The organism is Actinomadura sp. GC306 (assembly GCF_004348665.1).
In the GTDB taxonomy this organism is placed as follows: Bacteria; Actinomycetota; Actinomycetes; order Streptosporangiales; family Streptosporangiaceae; genus Spirillospora.
In genome coordinates, this window is record NZ_SMKM01000042.1 from 1 (window position 1) to 16,678 (window position 16,678).

A 16,678-nucleotide genomic window follows, 5' to 3' on the forward strand; every position below is an offset into this window, starting at 1 on the left:
CTGATAGACGAACTGACCCGCCAACTACGCACCATAATGCCCACCGCCGCCACCCCCCGCCTCTGGGCGTTAGAGGCGGGGGGTGGCGGCGGTGGGCATTATGGTGCGTAGTTGGCGGGTCAGTTCGTCTATCAGGGAGCGGGCCTGGTCGGCGGCGGTGCGGGCGGCGTCGCGTTCCTGGGAGAGTTCGGCGATCTGGGCGCGCTGCTCGGTGACGGCCTGCGCCAGCTGGTCCACCCACTGGTCGCGTTCGGCCAGCTTCTCGGCGATGGCGTCGCGTTCGGCGGCCATCTGGCGCATCGCGGCGACGGCCTTGTCGCGTTCGCGGCCGGCCTGGTCGGCGCGGCCGCGGGCCAGGGTCAGCTCCGATTCGGCGCGGGCCTGCGCCTGGACGGCGGCCTCCTTCGCCTTGGCGTTGCCGTCGCGTTCCCGCTCGGCCTTCTTGGCGGCCTCCAGCGACTGCGCGGCCGTGTCGAGGGCCTGCTGGCGCTCGGCCTCGGCGTTCTCGGCCCGTCCCAAAGCCTCCTGGAAACGGCGGTCGGTCTCCTGCACGCGGCGCTCGGCGTCGATCGCGCGGCGCTCGTTCTCCTGGGCGCGGTGCTCGGCGACCTCGGCGCGGCGGCGGGACTCGTCGGTCTCGTTGCCGGCCGCGACGACGGCGTGCTGCAGGTTCTGCGCGGTCATCTCCGCGTCGGTGAGCTTGGCGCGCAGCGCAGCCAGCTCGGCGTGCGCCGACTCCAGGCTGCGTGACAGCTCACCGGCCTGCTCGGCGACGCGGTCGCGCTCCGCCTCGGCGGAGCGGCGCCCGGTGACGGCCTCCTCGACGGCGCGGAGCGCGTCGTCGCGGGCCTCGCTCATGGCGTCGCGCTGCTGGATGGCCTGCCGGACGGTCGCCTCGGCCTCCGCGACGCGGCGTTCGGCCTGCTCGACCTGGGCCTGCACCTGCTCCATCTGCGCGCGGGTCTGCTCGGCCTGCGCGCGCGCCTGATCGGCCTGTATGCGCGCCTGCTCCGCCTGGCCGCGGGCCTGGTCGGCCTGGGCGCGGCCCTGCTGCGCCTGGTTCCACGCGGCGGCGGCGTCCCGCTGCGCGTTCTCCTTCTCGGCCTGCAGCGCGGCGATCTGCGTGACGGCCTCGTTCTGGACCTCGGCGACGCGGCGGTCGGCCTCGGCGAACTGGCGCTCGGCCTCCACGGCGCGGCGCTCGGCCTGCTCCGCCTGGCCACGGGCGCGCTGAACCTCGCCCCACGCGGCGGCCGCATCGCGCTGGGCCGCCTCCTTTTCGGCGGCGACGGCCGCGACCTGCGCGGCGACTTCGTTCTGCGCCTCGTTCAGGCGGCGTTCGGCGTCGACGGCGCGGCGGTCGGCCTGCTCGGCCTGGCCGCGAGCCCGCTGAACCTCGCCCCACGCGGCGGCCGCATCGCGCTGGGCCGCCTCCTTTTCGGCGGCGACCGCCGCGACCTGCGCGGCGATCTCGCTCTGGACCTCGCTCACCTTGCGCTCACCGGCCGCGAGCGCGTCGCCGATGAGGTCGGCCATCTGGCGGAGCCGCTCGACCATGTCCCAGGGCTGGGCCTCGGGGTGGTCCTCGGCGCGCACGAGTTCGCCGCCGCGGCTCTGGCCGCCGTGCTGCCCGTGCCCGTGATGGGGCTGCTGCGGCTGCTGCGCGGGTTTGCCCATCTGGATCGGCTGCTGGGCGGCCTGCACCGGCGCCTCGGGCGCGCGGTTCGGGTCGCGCCCCATCGCGTTCCAGGGGGAACCCGCGTCCGGGACTCCGCGGGAACCGCCCGATCCGTTCAGCTCACTCACTGCTCTCCTCGCCTCACGGCTCGGTGCCACGTGAACGCCATGGCCCTGCTCGTCCCGCCCCCGGCCATCCTCGTCCGGCGGCCCGTCATCTCGCTCACGTGTCTCCTCGCCGGGCGGCGTCCGGCCGCGTTCGCGGGGGTAGGTGTGCACTTCTCGTTCGCTCCGCCACCGGCCCTGTGCCTCGTGGCTTCGCTCACTGAAGGCACTCTAGTCGCGACCAGCAGAACCTTTGCCCCGTTTGGGGTTTACTTTCTTGATCCTCGCAGGGTATCCGCGCAGACGGCGTCCCTGCTCGGGGCGCGTGCGGCCCGTCCGGCGGGTGCCGCGGGTCACACCGCGCGGGACGGTGTGACGGGTGGGACAATCGCGCTCCATGGAGCTTCGCACCCTGTATCCGCCCATCGAGCCGTACGACTCCGGGCTGCTCGACGTCGGCGACGGCAACCGACTCTACTGGGAGGTCTGCGGGAACCCCGAGGGCAAGCCCGCCGTCATGCTGCACGGCGGCCCGGGCGCCGGGTGCAGCCCGGCGCACCGCCGCCAGTTCGATCCCGCGGCGTACCGGATCGTCCTGTTCGACCAGCGCAACTGCGGGCGGAGCCTGCCGCACGCGAAGGACCCGGACGTGTCGCTGGAGGCGAACACCACCTGGAACCTGGTGGCCGACATGGAGCGGCTGCGCGAGCACCTGGGCATCGAGCGCTGGCTGGTGTTCGGCGGGAGCTGGGGCAGCGCGCTGTCGCTGGCGTACGCGCAGACGCATCCGGAGCGGGTGTCCGAGCTGGTGCTGCGCGGCATCTTCACGCTGCGGCCGTTCGAGCTGTACTGGTTCTACCAGGAGGGCGCGTCGCTGCTGTTCCCCGACCTGTGGGAGAAGTACCTGGAGCCGATTCCCGAGGACGAGCGGGAGGACCTCATCTCGGCGTTCCACGAGCGGCTCAACTCCCCCGACCGGGACGTCCGGGTCGCGGCGGCGAAGGCGTGGTCGACGTGGGAGGGCTCCACGATCACGCTGCGGCCCGACCCGGAGGTCATCGGCGCGTTCGGCGAGCCGGACTACGCGGTGGCGTTCGCCCGCATCGAGAACCACTACTTCGTCAACGAGGGGTTCTTCGAGGACGAGCAGCTCATCCGCGACGTGCACAGGATCCGCCACATCCCGGCCGTCATCGTGCAGGGCCGCTACGACGTGTGCACGCCGGTCGCGACCGCGTGGGACCTGCACCGCGCCTGGCCCGAGGCGGATTTCCACATCGTCGACGACGCCGGGCACGCCTTCAACGAACCGGGCATCCTGCACCACCTGATCGAGGCGACCGACCGCTTCGCGGGAAACGGCCGGCCGGAAGCGCCGTAAGACGCTGCCGCGGAATGCGGCCGGATTCGGACGGCCATGTAACCCGCTTGTGACGTGGCCGAAAAGACGGCGGGGCGCGGCGGTGTCGTCGCGTCCCGGACGGCCCTCTCGTGACCGAAACACCGAATTCCCTTACCGTTTCAACATCCTGCCCTTACCTATTCATAAGTGAACCTGCCCCTTGAAGGGCAGGGGGCGGGGACTCCCAGAACCCGCGTGAACGCCTTGCCCCACACGCGTCCCAGCACGCTCGCGACCGGACGACCTCGCCCGATGCGACGTGACGCCCGCCGCACCCGAGACGTTCACAGGCAATTTGTGTGAGTTACCTCACACAACCGATACACAAAACCCCTCGCGCGGTCACGACAAAACATTAAGCTGACGTTCAGGAAGCATCCTGGCAGGTTCTGGCGCGGGTCCGGCAGTAACACCTGCGTAACATGGACAAATGCGCGGGCGCGCGGACGCGGGGCCGTCGCGAATTGCACCCAATTCGACAAAGCCAATTACCCTACCCAGTGCGGCGGGCGGCTAAACATCTCGTAGATAACATTCCTCTGCGATCACGGTGCAACATTCGCTAAATTGCCTGGACATGGCAGCGCAACCCCTGGAATCACCGACCCGACGCCCCGGTCCGAACGAGACGAACGCGGACGTGCAACTCCAGGAGCCGAGCCTCTCCGACGGTCCGGAGCTCTGGCGGATGGCCCGGGACTCGCGAGTCCTGGACGTCAACTCGCCGTACAGCTACACGCTCTGGTGCCGCGATTTCGCGGACACATCCGTGGTGGCATGCGACGCCGGCGATCCCTGTGGATTCATCACCGGTTACGTCCGCCCCGCCCGGCCCGACACGTTCTTCGTGTGGCAGGTCGCCGTAGACCACGACCATCGCGGCCAGGGCCTCGCCCGCCGCATGCTCGACCACCTCGCCGACCGGCTCGCCCCGCGCGGGCACCGGTTCATGGAGGCCACGGTGACCCCGGACAACACCGCTTCCACCGCGATGTTCGAATCGTTCGCCCGGGACCGCGGCTGCGAGGTCGCCCGCAGCCCGCTGTTCACCGCGGAGCACTTCCCCGACGGGGGACACGAGCCCGAGGTGCTCTTCCGGATCGGCCCGATCCCCGACGCGAACTGATCCATCACATCCAAGTCCGCTCCCCCACGACAACCTGCCTGGAGGCAGACATGGACGTTTTCGCCCGCCTGGAATCGGAAGTGCGCGGCTACTGCCGCAGCTGGCCCACGGTGTTCACCACCGCGAAGGGCAGCTACATGACCGACGAGAACGGTAAAAGCTACCTCGATTTCTTCGCCGGTGCCGGAACCCTCAACTACGGGCACAACAACCCGCAGCTGAAACGCCGGCTGATGGATTACCTCGCGAGCGACGCGATCGTCCACAGCCTCGACATGTACAGCTCGGCGAAGCGGGAGTTCCTGGAACGGTTCAACGAGTACGTCCTGCAGCCGCGCGGACTCGACTACAAGGTCCAGTTCCCGGGGCCCGCGGGCAACAACTCGGTCGAGGCGGCGCTGAAACTCGCCCGCAAGTACACCGGCCGCGAGACCGTTGTCAGCTTCACCAACGCCTTCCACGGGATGACGCTCGGCGCGCTCGCCGTGACGGGCAATTCGATGAAGCGCACCGGCGCCGGCGTGCCGCTCGGCCACGGCGTCGCGATGCCCTACGACAACTACCTGGACGGCCGGACGCCCGACTTCCTGCTGTTCGACACGATGCTGGACGACAGCGGCAGCGGCCTGGACAAGCCCGCCGCCGTGATCGTGGAGACGGTGCAGGGCGAGGGCGGCATCAACGTCGCCACGGCCGAGTGGCTGCGCGGCCTGGCGGACCTGTGCCGCCGGCACGACATCCTGCTCATCGTCGACGACGTCCAGATGGGCTGCGGCCGCACCGGCTCGTTCTTCAGCTTCGAGGAGGCCGGGATCACCCCGGACATCGTCTGCCTGTCCAAGTCGCTCAGCGGCTACGGGCTGCCGTTCGCGGTCACGCTGATGAAGCGCGAGCTGGACGTGTGGGAGCCGGGCGAGCACAACGGCACCTTCCGCGGCTTCAACCCCGCGTTCGTCACCGCCGTCGGCGCGCTGGAGGACTACTGGGCCGGCGACGACATGGAGAAGGAGACGCTCGCCAAGGGCCAGCAGGTCCAGACGGCCCTGGAGTCGATCGCGATCACGCACGCGGGCGCCGTCGACTCCGTCCGGGGCCGCGGCCTCGCGTGGGGCCTGGTGATGAACGACGCCGAGCTCGCGCCGAAGGTGTGCGCCGAGGCGTTCGAGCGCGGGCTGCTGATGGAGACGTCCGGTCCCGAGGGCGAGGTGGTCAAGCTGCTGCCGCCGCTCACCACGACCGAGGCCGAGCTCGGCCAGGGCCTGGAGATCATCGCCGAGTCGCTGGAGGCCGTCCGGCAGAAGGTCGCCGTCTGACCCATTCCGAGCACATTGCGGCATAACGGGCCGTCAGTGGCTCACTGAGCCGCTCCGACCGCTTCGAGCCATCGGGATGACCCCCGGGTCGTTCCGGGTCGCCTCGGGCCACCTGAGCCGTCCGGTCCCCGGACGGCTCGGGGCCGCCCGACCGGGTGCCCCGGGACGAACGCCGCCCGACCGGGCACATACCTGGCGGACCCGGCGGCCCACACGTCGGAGACGACCCCAGCGGAACACCGCCCGAGCGGAACGTGCCCTCGCGGGCCGGCCGCCCCGGGCACAGCCGGAAAGAGGAGATTCATGATCGTTCGTTCCCTTGACGAGATCATCGGCACCGAACGGGACGTGCACGCGCCGACCTGGTGCAGCCGCCGGTTCGTCCTCGCCAAGGAGGGCGTCGGTTTCTCGATGCACGAGACGATCCTGTACGCGGGCACCGAGACGAAGATGTGGTACGCGAACCACGTCGAGGCCGTGTACTGCATCGAGGGCCAGGGAGAACTCACCAACGACGAGACCGGGGAGAAGCACAAGATCGAGCCGGGCGTCATGTACCTGCTGGACCAGCACGAGCACCACACCCTCCGGGCGCACACCGACCTGCGGACGGTCTGCGTGTTCAACCCGCCCGTCACCGGCCGGGAGGTCCATGACGAGAACGGGGTCTATCCGCTGCTGACCGAGGAGGACGCATGAGCATCATCGAGTCGCATCCGACCATCGACGACGCCTACCCCACCCGGAAGGCGTCCGAGGCGGCGCTGCTGTACCGGCAGGACCCCGTCGTCTACGGCGGACCGGAGGACGGCCCGATCGACGGCGCCGACCTCGACTCGTACGAGGCCGACGGCTTCCTGACGGTCGACCAGCTGCTCTCGCCGGAGGAGGTCGAGGACTACCGCGCCGAGCTGCGCCGGCTGTCGGCCGACCCGCAGATCCTGGCCGACGAGCGCACGGTCACCGAGCGCGGCTCGGACGAGGTCCGCTCGATCTTCCAGATCCACAAGATCAGCGACGTCTTCGCCCGCCTGGTCAGCGACCCCCGCGTCGTCGGCCGGGCCCGGCAGCTGCTCGGCTCGGACGTGTACGTCCACCAGAGCCGGGTCAACTACAAGCCGGGCTTCAACGGCAAGGACTTCTACTGGCACTCGGACTTCGAGACCTGGCACGCCGAGGACGGCATGCCCCGGATGCGCGCGGTGAGCATCTCCATAGCGCTCACGGAGAACTTCGTGCACAATGGCGGGCTAATGATTATGCCCGGTTCCCACAAGACCTTTGTGGCGTGCGTCGGGGAGACCCCTGACGACCACTACAAGGAGTCGCTGCGCGGGCAGGAGATCGGGACGCCCGACCCCAGCAGCCTGTCGATCCTTGCCGAAAAACACGGGATCGAGCTGTTCACAGGGGCCGCGGGCTCTGCCACCATGTTCGACTGCAACTGCATGCACGGCTCGAACGGGAACATCACCCCGTTCCCGCGCTCCAACGTGTTCATCGTGTTCAACAGCGTCGAGAACGCGTGCGTCGAGCCCTTCTCGGCGCCGGCACCCCGCCCGGAGTTCATCGGGGCCCGCGACTTCACACCCGTGGGCGACTGAATGAACACAACAATTCGATAACCCGACCCACCCTTGCTCCCGCGCCCGGGGAGGCCGCACCGGCCTCCCCGGGCGCGGGAGCGCACCCATCAGGAGATCGATGATGACTTCCTCGAGACGCGACTTCCTCCGCACCGCCGTGCTGCTGTCCGCCGCGGTCCCGCTGGCCGCGGCGGGCTGCTCCACGACGGATCCGGAGGAGGAGCGCGCCGGCGGCGGCACGCTGGAGAAGGCCCGGGAGGCGGGGGCGATCACCGTGGGGTTCGCCAACGAGGCGCCCTACGGCTTCACCGACAAGTCCGGCAAGCTGACCGGTGAGGCGCCCGAGCTGGCCCGCGTCATCTTCAAGAAGCTCGGGATCGACGAGGTCAAGGGCGTCCAGGTGGACTTCGCCGGCCTGATCGCCGGGCTGAACGCCAGGCGGTTCGACACGATCGCCGCCGGCATGTTCATCACGCCGGAGCGGTGCGCCTCCGCGGCGTTCGCCGACCCCGAGTACGTCGCCAAGAGCGCCTTCATGGTGAAGGAAGGCAACCCGATGGGGCTGACGGGCGCCAAGGACCCGGCGGAGAAGGGCGCCAGGGTCGGCGTCCTCACCGGCGCCGTCGAGGCCGGCTACGCCGAGAGCACCGGGGTCAAGAAGGGCGACATCAAGACCTTCGCCGACCAGCCCAGCGCGTTCGAGGGGCTCAAGGCCGGCCGGATCGACTGCATCTGGCTGACCCGCATCTCACTCGCCGACCTGCTGTCCAAGCACGAGGGCGAGGGCTACGAGGTGACCGAGGCGTTCACCCCCGTCATCGACGGCAAGGAGCAGCTCGGCGCCGGCGCGTTCGCGTTCCGCAAGGCCGACACGGAGCTGCTGAACGCCTGGAACGAGGAGCTCGGGAAGCTGAAGCAGGCGAACGAGCTCCTGCCGATCCTGCAGCCGTTCGGGTTCACCCAGGCGGACATGCCCGGACCGGACGACACCGCCGCGAAGTTCTGCAAGGGCTGATCCCGGGTGGCGGACGTCCTCGGGAGCTACGACCAGTGGCTCGCTGGCGCGTGGCTCACCATCCAGCTCACCCTGCTCGGCGGCGCGCTCGCGCTGGCGCTCGCGATGATCTTCGGTATGGCGGGCGCGTCGCGCCACGCGTGGGTGCGCGTCCTGAACCGGGTGTACGTGGAGTTCTTCCGCGGCAACGCGACGCTGGTGCTGCTGTTCTGGTTCTTCTACGCGCTGCCCCTGATCGGGCTGCGGTTCACCACCATGTTCGCGGCGATCCTGGCACTGGGTCTGAACATCGGCGCCTACGGCGCCGAGGTGGTCCGCGGCTCGATCAAGGCGGTGCCGAAGGCCCAGTACGAGGCGACGGTGGCACTGAACTTCACGCCGTTCCAGCGGATGCGGCGGGTCCTGCTGCCGCAGGCCTTCGCGCTGATGCTGCCCCCCTTCGGCAACCTGATCATCGAGTTGATGAAGGGGACGGCCATCGTGTCCCTGGTCGGCCTGGTCGACCTCACCCGCGCATCGAAGGACATCCAGGGAAGCAGCGGGGAGACCATCGCGGCGTTCTCGGTGGCCCTCGTCCTGTACTTCGTGATCGCGCAGATGCTGCAGCTGTTCGTCCGCTACGCCGAGCGGCGCGTGGACCGCATGCTGGGCCGCAGGCTGCCCAGTGAGCCGTCGCTCGGCACGATCGCGGCCGGTGCTCCCGGAGCGGGGGTGACCGGCTGATGACCTGGAACTGGGAATACACGGGCGAGGTCCTCCCCGATCTGCTGAGCGGGCTGCGCTACACCGTGATCGCGACGCTGGCCGGCTACGTGATCGCGCTGCTGCTCGGCCTGGTGTGGACGCTGCTGCGCCGGACGCCGTACACGGCCGTCAACCAGGCGGTCCGGTGGGCGACGGAGTTCATCAGGTCGACGCCGCTGATCCCGCAGCTGTACTTCGTGTTCTTCGTCCTGCCCTCCGTGGGCGTCACGCTGTCCCCGCTGACGGCCGGGATCATCACGCTCGGCGTCCACTACTCGACCTACACGGCCGAGGTGTACCGGGCGGGCATCGCCGACGTGCCGAAGGGGCAGTGGGAGGCGTGCACGGCGCTGAACCTGCCGAAGTCGCGGGCCTGGCTGGACGTGATCCTGCCGCAGGCGATCCGCCGCGTGATCCCGACGCTCGGCAACTACCTGATCGCGATGTTCAAGGACTCGCCGATGCTGTTCGCGATCAACGTCGCGGAACTGCTCTACGCCGCCAACCGGGCGGGGTCGGTGAACGGCCAGTTCCTGGAGCCGATGACGATGGTCGGCCTGTTGTTCGTCGTGGTCAGCGTCATATCCTCGATATTGGTCCGCCGCTTGGAGAGGCGCTATGCCACCCACTGACACCACCCCCGATGCACCGACGCCCCAGGAACCCGAGGGCGGCGCCAAGCCGGACGGCACGCGCGAGGGCGCGGAGTCCGCGGTCGGCAAGAGCGTCTCGACGCGGAAGGAGGACGCGGCGGCGGGCACGCCGGCGGCCGACCTGCCGCAGGGCGGCGCGCCCGGCATCCGCTTCGAGAAGGTGGTCAAGCGGTTCGGCGACAACGTCGTGCTCCGCGAACTCGACTTCACCGTGGCCCCCGGCGAGCGCGTGACGCTGATCGGGCCGAGCGGGTCGGGCAAGACCACCATCCTGCGGCTGCTGATGACGCTGGAGAAGCTCGACGAGGGCCTCATCTGGATCGGCGACCAGACGCTCTGGCACATGGAGCGGAACGGCAAGCGCGTCCCGGCCAACGAGAAGCACCTGCACGAGATGCGCAAGCAGGTCGGCATGGTGTTCCAGCAGTTCAACCTGTTTCCGAACATGAACGTGCTGCGCAACCTCACCGAGGGGCCGGTGCGCGTGCTCGGGGTGTCCAAGGACGAGGCGGTCGAGCGCGCCAGGTCCCTGCTGGATCTGGTGGGCCTCGCCGACAAGATCGACGCCCATCCGACCCAGCTGTCGGGCGGCCAGCAGCAGCGGGTGGCGATCGCGCGGGCGCTCGCCATGCAGCCGAAGGTGCTGCTGCTGGACGAGGTCACCTCCGCCCTGGACCCCGAGCTCGTCGTGGGCGTCCAGGACCTGCTGCGCGACATCGCCCGGCAGAGCGACCTGACCCTGCTGTGCGTCACCCATGAGATGGCCTTCGCCAAGGACATCTCCGACCGGGTCCTGATGTTCGACCAGGGGCAGATCGTCGAGGAGGGTCCGCCGGACCGCATCTTCGGCGACCCGTCCGAGCAGCGCACCCGGGACTTCCTGCAGGCGGTCCTGGCCTCCTGAGCAGGCCCCGGCAGGCGTACCCGTCGCCCGCGTCCCCGTCGCCCCGGGGACGCGGGCGGCTCTCGTCATGCGCCGCCCCGCGCGGGCATGCGTCCCCGGCGTCCTGATCTTGCGGAGGCCCCGCCGTGGCTTACACCGAACGTCATTCGGTACCGTGGGCGCGATGACGGACGGAGGGTCGCAGTGACGGGCACATCGATCGTGGGGCTCGGGATGACCGAGCTCGGCAGGGTCTACGGGCGCAGCCCGCGGCGGCTCGCCGCCGACGCGGTGCGCCTCGCCGCCGCCGACGCGGGGCTGGCGCTCGGCGACCTGGACGGGCTGCTGGTCAGCCACGGCATGGGCGGCTCCCCCGGCATCGAGCTGGCGGGCGCGCTCGGGCTCCGCGACCTGCGGCTGCTCTCCCAGGTCAACGCGTTCGGCGCGACCGCGGGGGCGATGCTGTCGTACGCGGCGACGGCGATCATGAGCGGGACGGCGACCACCGTCGCCTGCGTGTTCGCGGACGCCCCGCTGAAGCCGAAGAAGTCCGCCGGCTCGGCCTACAACCGCGACGCTCGCGAGTGGTACGGGTTCGGCGGGATGACCGCGGCGCTCGGGCTGCGCAGCGTCAACTCCTTCTACGCCCTCGCCGCCCAGCGGCACATGGCCCGGTACGGCACCACCAGCGAGCAGCTCGGCGCCATCGCGGTGTCGACCCGCGAGTGGGCCGCCCGCAACCCGCTCGCCCAGATGCGCGACCCGATCACCCTCGCCGACCACCAGGCGTCCCGCTGGGTGTCCGAGCCGCTGCACCTGCTGGACTGCTGCCTGGTCTCCAACGGCGCCATCGCCGTGGTGGTCACGAGCGCGGACCGGGCGCGCGACCTCGCCCGGCCGCCCGTCCACCTGTGGGGCTGGGGGCAGGGCCACCCCGGGCACCGCAAGGAGCGCGGCAGCGAATTCGGCCTGACGACCGGCGCGGCGACGTCGGGCGCGACGGCGATGAAGATGGCCGGGATCACCCCGTCGGACGTGTCCATGTGCCAGCTGTACGACTGCTACACCTACACGGTCCTCGTGTCGCTGGAGGACTACGGGTTCTGCGCCAAGGGCGAGGGCGGCGCGTTCGCCGCGTCCGGCGCCCTCGGCCCCGGCGGGTCGCTGCCGACCAACACCGGCGGCGGCCAGCTCTCCGCCTACTACATGTGGGGGATGACGCCCGTGTCGGAGGCGGTGATCCAGGCGCGCGGGGACGGCGGCGAGCGGCAGGTCCCGGCCAACGACGTGATCCTCGTCAGCGGCAACGGCGGCATCCTCGACCACCATTCGACGCTCGTCGTCAGCCCGCACCAGAAGGGGGCCTGAGCCATGGACATCGGTGTGCTGCGGCGGGACGGCCGCACCGACCCGTTCTTCGACGGCACCGCCGCCGACCGGCTGGTCATCCGGCGGTGCGAGGCGTGCGACCGGTGGTTCGCGCCGGACGAGACCGGCTGCCCGGGCTGCGGCGCCGACGACCTCGCCTGGGCCGAGGCCGGCGGCGAGGCGACCCTGGTGACCTGGACCGTCACCCACTCCCGGGACGCGGACAAGCCCCCGGCGTACCTGGCGCTGGTCGAGCTGGCCGAGGGGCCCTGGCTGCACACCCGGCTCGACGATGTCGACCCGGCGACCCTGCGCGAGGGGCTGCCCCTGCGGGCGGTCTTCGTCCACCCCGACGAGGGCGAGTCCTACGTCCTGTTCCGCCACTAGACCGAACGTCATTCGGTCCGTTAGGTTCGAGGGTCATGAACACCGAGGTCTGCGCACGGTTCGGCATCGAGTTCCCGCTGTTCGCCTTCAGTCACTGCCGCGACGTCGTCGCCGCCGTGACCAACGCGGGCGGCTTCGGCGTGCTGGGGGCGGTCGCCTACACCCCCGACCGCCTCGAAGAGGAGCTGAGCTGGATCGACGACCATGTGAACGGCCGCCCCTACGGGGTGGACGTCCTGGTCCCCGGCAAGATCGACAAGTCGGCGGAGAGCGGCGGCGGGCAGGCGGCCATGCTCGCCGCGATCCCCGAGGAGCACTGGAACTTCCTCATCGGGCTGTTCGGCAAGTACGACGTCCCGCTGCCGGACTTCGAGAAGGCCAAGCGGTCCAAGGCCCGCGGCGTCGGTGAGCAGGTCACCGCCAAGGGCGCGACCGAGCTGATCGACGTGTCGCTCGCGCACCCCATCGGCCTCATCGCCAGCGCCCTCGGCACCCCTCCCCCGGTCATGGTGGAGAAGGCCAAGGCCGCCGGGATCCCCGTCGCGGCGCTGGTAGGCACGGCCGAGCACGCCCGCCGCCAGGTCGCCGCAGGGGTCGACCTGATCGTCGCGCAGGGCGGCGAGGCCGGCGGGCACACCGGCGAGATCTCCACGATGGTCCTCGTCCCCGAGGTCGTCGACACCGTCGCCCCGGTGCCCGTCCTGGCCGCCGGCGGCATCGCCACCGGGCGCCAGATGGCCGCCTCCCTGGCCCTCGGCGCGTCCGGCGTCTGGTGCGGGTCGGTCTGGCTGACCACCGAGGAGGCCGAGACGCCGCCGCACGTGAAGGAGAAGATGCTGGCGGCGTCGTCCCGCGACACGATCCGCTCCCGGTCCCGCACCGGCAAGCCCGCCCGGCAGCTGCGCTCCGCCTGGACGGACGAGTGGGAGGGCCCCGAGAGCCCCGGCCCGCTCGGCATGCCGCTGCAGATGATCGTCGCCGAGGGCGCGATGCGGCAGATCACCAAGATCGCCGAGTCGGGCAACCCCGGCGCGCAGCAGCTCGCCAACTACTTCGTCGGCCAGTGCGTCGGGCTGATGAACACCGTGAAGCCCGCCCGGCAGGTCGTCTACGACATGGTCGAGGACTTCGCCAACGCCGTCGAGCGCCTCAACGCGATCACCGGCGAGGACTGACCCGCTTCCCCGCCGGCCCTGGCGAGCTCTCGCCGGGGCCGGCGCGGCACGGCCGTGGTCGTTTCAGCCGGCGGGCCTTCCCACCTGGCGCAGGACGAAGACGCCCCAGCCGAGGTATCTGCGGTTGTAGGCGAGGTAGGAGCGGCGTGAGGTGTCGGCGAACTCGCGCATCGCCGGGGCGTCCGGATGGGCGGGGTCGGCCTTGAGCCATTCGTGGATCGTCCACCACTGCGAGGCCACGTAGCGGTCCCAGCTGTCGGGGTCGGCCAGCACCATCTCCACGAGTTCGAGCCCGGCGGCCTCGAAGCGGTCCAGGGTGCCGTCGAGCGAGGCGAAGGCGTCCGGCGCGAATCCGAGGGCCGCGTGGGCCGCCTCCGGCGGTTCGTCGATCCAGTACGGCTCACCGATCAGCAGGAGCCCGTCGGGCGCGGCGGCGGAGCGCATGAGCTCGATCGTCCCGGCCAGGCCGCCGCCGATCCAGGTCGCGCCGAGGCACGCGACCATGTCGAAGGGGCCGGGTGCGCGGTACCGGCCCGCGTCCCCATGCTCGAAGGTCACCTTCCCGGCGACGTCGAGCTCGGTGGCCCGCTCGTGCGCCGCGGCCAGGAAGACCTCGCTCAGGTCGACGCCGTGGCCCGTGGCCCCGAAGGCAGCCGCCCACCGGCAGAGCATCTCGCCCTTGCCGCACGCCAGGTCCAGGATCCGGGTACCGGGCCCGACGCGGCTCACCTCGCCCAGCAGGAGGAGCTTCTCCTCGGTGAACGGGTTGAGGATGCGGTGATCCGCTTCGGCGATCTCGTGAAGACGCAGCAAGGAGGGCCCCGGGGTGAGCACGTGACGTTGTCGCCCGGTCAGGATGCCACTCGCGGCCGTCCGGCTCGACTGCTTTTCCGGGCGGCCGGTCATGACGGGAAGCGGGTGGTGCGGCGGACCCTGTCCAGGGAGTCGAGGATGCCGTCCAGGCGGTCCTCCTCCGGGTCGGCGACGTATTCGAGGACGGCGTGGTTGAACGCGGCGCCCATCACGGTCGGCATGGTGTCGGACGCGTCGAAGCGCACGGTCCGGGCGCCCGCGAGGGTCTGGGCGATCCGCCGGGAGAGCGCGTCCGGGTAGTCGTCCGGCCGCACCTCGCGGTTCAGTGAGAAGGCGCCGCTGCCGGGCCGGCCGGTCCACGTCCGCTGCGCGCCGGCCGTCGCCAGGTGGGCGACGAGCCTGCGGACGGCCGGCGTGTCGCGGAACACGCCGAGCACGTCACCGCCGATCACGACCGACCCCGCCCCCGGGAAGGGGATGTGGTCGTAGTCCCGGCCGGCCTCGGGACGTCCCGGTGCCCGCCGGTAGAAGGCGGTGATGAACGAGCCCGCGTGGTCGAACCGGCAGCCCGGCGGCGTCGCGAACATCGGCGCGCCCGCCTGGCCGTAGCCGGTGAGCAGCGCGGTGCGGGCGTCCCCGTGCGAGGCCGCCACGACGGCGCCGAACGCGCGCCACGCGCTCCGCACCGGGTCCGACGTCCAGGCCAGGCGGCCCGACACCCACTCGTCGTAGACCTCGGGGCCGGACTCGTGCAGGAGCAGGTCCTCGATCCAGTCGGTGCCCGGCCAGCCGGAGACGGAGGTGTCGGCGAGGCCCAGGCACCACGGGCGGGACCCGGCCTGCCCGGCGATCTCCGACAGCTCGTCCCATGTGAGGCCGGGGGCCGTCAGCCGCTCCCGGAGACCGGACGGCAGGTTGCGCGGATTGTACCAGATCAGGCTCTTCACGGACGCCTTGACGACGATGCCGTAGGAGTGGCGACGGCCGTCCGGCCCCGTGGCGGACGCGAGGTCGCCGCCGATGCCCCGCGCGCCGCCCGGCAGCGGGCGCAGCTCACCGGACGCGGCGTACGCCCGCAGGTCGCCCGGGGTCGCCAGGACCGCCGCGTCGGGCGGGTGGCCGTCGTGCAGTTCGCTGGCCAGGACCGCGCGGGCGTCGCGGGTCCCGGTGTACTCGACGTCGATGCCGGTGTCCTTCTCGAAGCCGGACAGCATCTCCCGGAACGCCTCGCCCTCCTCCCCCGTCCACGAGCCCAGCACCGTGATCCGTTCGCCGGAGCCGGAACCACCGCACGCGACGAGGCCGAGCGAGCACAGCAGCAGGATCGCCGACAGGATTCGCACGCTCATCTCCTGAACTCGCGCAGCCGCAACCAGAACCCCAGGCCGGCGAGACCGGCCACCGCCAGGCTCAGCAGGGGGAGGCCGGCGGCCAGCGCCCCCGTCCCGGCGCCGGTGAGCCGCGCGTCGAGGGGGCGGCGCGCCTCGTCCACCGCCGTGACGTCCAGCCCCTCGGCCTGGTCGACCGGGCCTCCCGCGCGCAGCGCGGACGCACCCGCCCGCGCCGTGCCGCTCTGCGCCGCCACGACCCGGTCGAACGCCGGCAGGTCCCGCTGCCACGCCCGGTCGAACGAGCGGTCGAGGTGCAGGAACGCGTTCGCCGCCCACAGCACCAGACCCAGCAGGACCAGGCACGCGGCCAGGAGCGGGAGGTTGAACACGCGCCGGAACCGCCGGGCCATCGCCACCTGCGCGTACACCAGCACCGCGAGGAGCGCGAAACCGGCCAGCGCCGTGCCGAGCGCGGCGGCGGTCCCGCCCCATGCGGAATGCCGCCGCTGGTCGATGGCCCGCCGGTCGCGGTCCGCTATCTCGTCGATCCGGGCCAGTACGCCGCCGTCGCCGTGCAGCAGGTCGGAGGCATAGCTCAGGTACGCGTACCCGAGGTCCTCCAACCCTTCCCGATAGGTGGCGTCGGCCTGTTCCACCAGCCCTTGATAGGTGACGACCTGCGCATTCACCGCGCGCAACAGGTCACGTTCGGCGGGACCGCCGAAGTCGCGCTCGGCGATGTGCGCGAGACTGTCCCCCGCGGTCGTCAGATTGTCGCGGAAACGCTGCCCCGGGCCGATCAGCTCCGCGGCCCCGGAACGGAAACTCTGCCAGGCCGCGCGGTCGGCGTCCGAGAGCGCGGCGTGGGCCGTCCGGGCGCTGACGTACGCGGGGACGCCCCGGTCCCGCACCGACGACACCGCCGACCCGCCGCCCACCAGGACCCCGGTCGCGGCCGCCCAGTGCAGGAACGTCATGCCGAGGACCAGGGCCATGAACGACCACAGCCAGCGCGGCGTGCTCCAATTCTTGACGTCCGTCCGGAACCTCAGGGCAAACGACACAATGGTCATGGTAAGCCAACGGCATTGTTCTCGCCC

Annotated in this window: 16 protein-coding genes; 12 read left to right on the forward strand and 4 right to left on the reverse strand. The window is 71.1% G+C overall.

Annotated features, from left to right (window positions below):
* Positions 1-69 precede the first annotated feature (69 nt).
* Positions 70-1,806 (reverse strand): hypothetical protein, encoded by a 1,737-nt coding sequence (locus E1200_RS09040; RefSeq protein ID WP_131951370.1) that lies wholly within the window; start codon positions 1,804-1,806, stop codon positions 70-72.
* A 373-nt stretch (positions 1,807-2,179) separates the two neighbouring features.
* Here E1200_RS09040 and pip point away from each other — a divergent pair, with 373 nt between their 5' ends.
* The 12 genes from pip to E1200_RS09100 all read left to right on the forward strand — a co-directional run bounded on the left by pip (position 2,180) and on the right by E1200_RS09100 (position 13,434).
* Positions 2,180-3,163 (forward strand): prolyl aminopeptidase, encoded by a 984-nt coding sequence (gene pip / locus E1200_RS09045; protein WP_131951371.1) that lies wholly within the window; start codon positions 2,180-2,182, stop codon positions 3,161-3,163.
* Between the two features lie 598 nt (positions 3,164-3,761).
* Positions 3,762-4,310 (forward strand): diaminobutyrate acetyltransferase, encoded by a 549-nt coding sequence (gene ectA / locus E1200_RS09050; RefSeq protein WP_207933253.1) that lies wholly within the window; start codon positions 3,762-3,764, stop codon positions 4,308-4,310.
* 50 nt (positions 4,311-4,360) lie between these two features.
* Positions 4,361-5,623, forward strand: a complete 1,263-nt coding sequence (gene ectB / locus E1200_RS09055; protein WP_131951372.1) for a diaminobutyrate--2-oxoglutarate transaminase — start codon at positions 4,361-4,363, stop codon at positions 5,621-5,623.
* Positions 5,624-5,926: 303 nt separating this feature from the next.
* Positions 5,927-6,322 carry an ectoine synthase gene (locus E1200_RS09060; protein WP_131951373.1) on the forward strand — a complete coding sequence of 132 codons (396 nt, stop codon included), beginning with the start codon at positions 5,927-5,929 and terminating at the stop codon, positions 6,320-6,322.
* Positions 6,319-7,227, forward strand: coding sequence for an ectoine hydroxylase (gene thpD, locus E1200_RS09065; protein WP_131951374.1), 909 nt, complete (start codon positions 6,319-6,321; stop codon positions 7,225-7,227). Before E1200_RS09060 ends, thpD begins: the two co-directional genes overlap by 4 nt.
* A gap of 103 nt (positions 7,228-7,330) precedes the next feature.
* On the forward strand, positions 7,331-8,224 hold the full coding sequence (ehuB, locus tag E1200_RS09070) for an ectoine/hydroxyectoine ABC transporter substrate-binding protein EhuB (protein ID WP_131951375.1): 894 nt from the start codon (positions 7,331-7,333) through the stop codon (positions 8,222-8,224).
* A gap of 6 nt (positions 8,225-8,230) precedes the next feature.
* Positions 8,231-8,947, forward strand: coding sequence for an ectoine/hydroxyectoine ABC transporter permease subunit EhuC (ehuC, locus tag E1200_RS09075; RefSeq protein WP_131951376.1), 717 nt, complete (start codon positions 8,231-8,233; stop codon positions 8,945-8,947).
* Positions 8,947-9,600, forward strand: coding sequence for an ectoine/hydroxyectoine ABC transporter permease subunit EhuD (gene ehuD / locus E1200_RS09080; RefSeq protein WP_131951377.1), 654 nt, complete (start codon positions 8,947-8,949; stop codon positions 9,598-9,600). Before ehuC ends, ehuD begins: the two co-directional genes overlap by 1 nt.
* On the forward strand, positions 9,587-10,525 hold the full coding sequence (gene ehuA / locus E1200_RS09085; protein WP_131951378.1) for an ectoine/hydroxyectoine ABC transporter ATP-binding protein EhuA: 939 nt from the start codon (positions 9,587-9,589) through the stop codon (positions 10,523-10,525). The genes ehuD and ehuA overlap by 14 nt, the downstream gene beginning before the upstream one ends.
* A gap of 183 nt (positions 10,526-10,708) precedes the next feature.
* Entirely contained in the window at positions 10,709-11,872 is a 1,164-nt protein-coding gene (locus tag E1200_RS09090) for a thiolase family protein (RefSeq protein WP_243708430.1), read from the forward strand.
* A 3-nt stretch (positions 11,873-11,875) separates the two neighbouring features.
* Positions 11,876-12,259 (forward strand): OB-fold domain-containing protein, encoded by a 384-nt coding sequence (locus E1200_RS09095; protein WP_131951379.1) that lies wholly within the window; start codon positions 11,876-11,878, stop codon positions 12,257-12,259.
* Positions 12,260-12,294: 35 nt separating this feature from the next.
* The gene (locus tag E1200_RS09100) at positions 12,295-13,434 is read left to right on the forward strand and encodes a nitronate monooxygenase (protein WP_131951380.1); all 1,140 of its coding nucleotides are present in this window, start codon (positions 12,295-12,297) and stop codon (positions 13,432-13,434) included.
* A 63-nt stretch (positions 13,435-13,497) separates the two neighbouring features.
* Here the strand turns inward: E1200_RS09100 and E1200_RS09105 are convergent, their stop codons facing one another.
* The 3 genes from E1200_RS09105 to E1200_RS09115 form a co-directional block, all read right to left on the reverse strand.
* Positions 13,498-14,247 carry a class I SAM-dependent methyltransferase gene (locus E1200_RS09105; RefSeq protein ID WP_243708431.1) on the reverse strand — a complete coding sequence of 250 codons (750 nt, stop codon included), beginning with the start codon at positions 14,245-14,247 and terminating at the stop codon, positions 13,498-13,500.
* Between the two features lie 89 nt (positions 14,248-14,336).
* Positions 14,337-15,596: an ABC transporter substrate-binding protein gene (locus E1200_RS09110; protein WP_131951382.1), complete on the reverse strand. Its 1,260-nt coding sequence runs from the start codon at positions 15,594-15,596 to the stop codon at positions 14,337-14,339.
* Complete coding sequence (locus E1200_RS09115) at positions 15,593-16,642, reverse strand: hypothetical protein (protein WP_131951383.1); 1,050 nt, start codon at positions 16,640-16,642, stop codon at positions 15,593-15,595. Before E1200_RS09115 ends, E1200_RS09110 begins: the two co-directional genes overlap by 4 nt.
* Positions 16,643-16,678 lie beyond the last annotated feature (36 nt).

What these genes read in the sequence shown, in the direction of transcription:
- E1200_RS09095 (WP_131951379.1), top strand. Translation starts at nt 11,876, where the DNA reads ATGGACATCGGTGTGCTGCGGCGGGACGGCCGCACCGACCCGTTCTTC.
- E1200_RS09110 (WP_131951382.1), bottom strand. Translation starts at nt 15,596, where the DNA reads ATGAGCGTGCGAATCCTGTCGGCGATCCTGCTGCTGTGCTCGCTCGGC.
- E1200_RS09060 (WP_131951373.1), top strand. Translation starts at nt 5,927, where the DNA reads ATGATCGTTCGTTCCCTTGACGAGATCATCGGCACCGAACGGGACGTG.
- ectB (WP_131951372.1), top strand. Translation starts at nt 4,361, where the DNA reads ATGGACGTTTTCGCCCGCCTGGAATCGGAAGTGCGCGGCTACTGCCGC.
- ectA (WP_207933253.1), top strand. Translation starts at nt 3,762, where the DNA reads ATGGCAGCGCAACCCCTGGAATCACCGACCCGACGCCCCGGTCCGAAC.
- E1200_RS09100 (WP_131951380.1), top strand. Translation starts at nt 12,295, where the DNA reads ATGAACACCGAGGTCTGCGCACGGTTCGGCATCGAGTTCCCGCTGTTC.
- ehuA (WP_131951378.1), top strand. Translation starts at nt 9,587, where the DNA reads ATGCCACCCACTGACACCACCCCCGATGCACCGACGCCCCAGGAACCC.
- pip (WP_131951371.1), top strand. Translation starts at nt 2,180, where the DNA reads ATGGAGCTTCGCACCCTGTATCCGCCCATCGAGCCGTACGACTCCGGG.
- thpD (WP_131951374.1), top strand. Translation starts at nt 6,319, where the DNA reads ATGAGCATCATCGAGTCGCATCCGACCATCGACGACGCCTACCCCACC.
- ehuB (WP_131951375.1), top strand. Translation starts at nt 7,331, where the DNA reads ATGACTTCCTCGAGACGCGACTTCCTCCGCACCGCCGTGCTGCTGTCC.
- ehuD (WP_131951377.1), top strand. Translation starts at nt 8,947, where the DNA reads ATGACCTGGAACTGGGAATACACGGGCGAGGTCCTCCCCGATCTGCTG.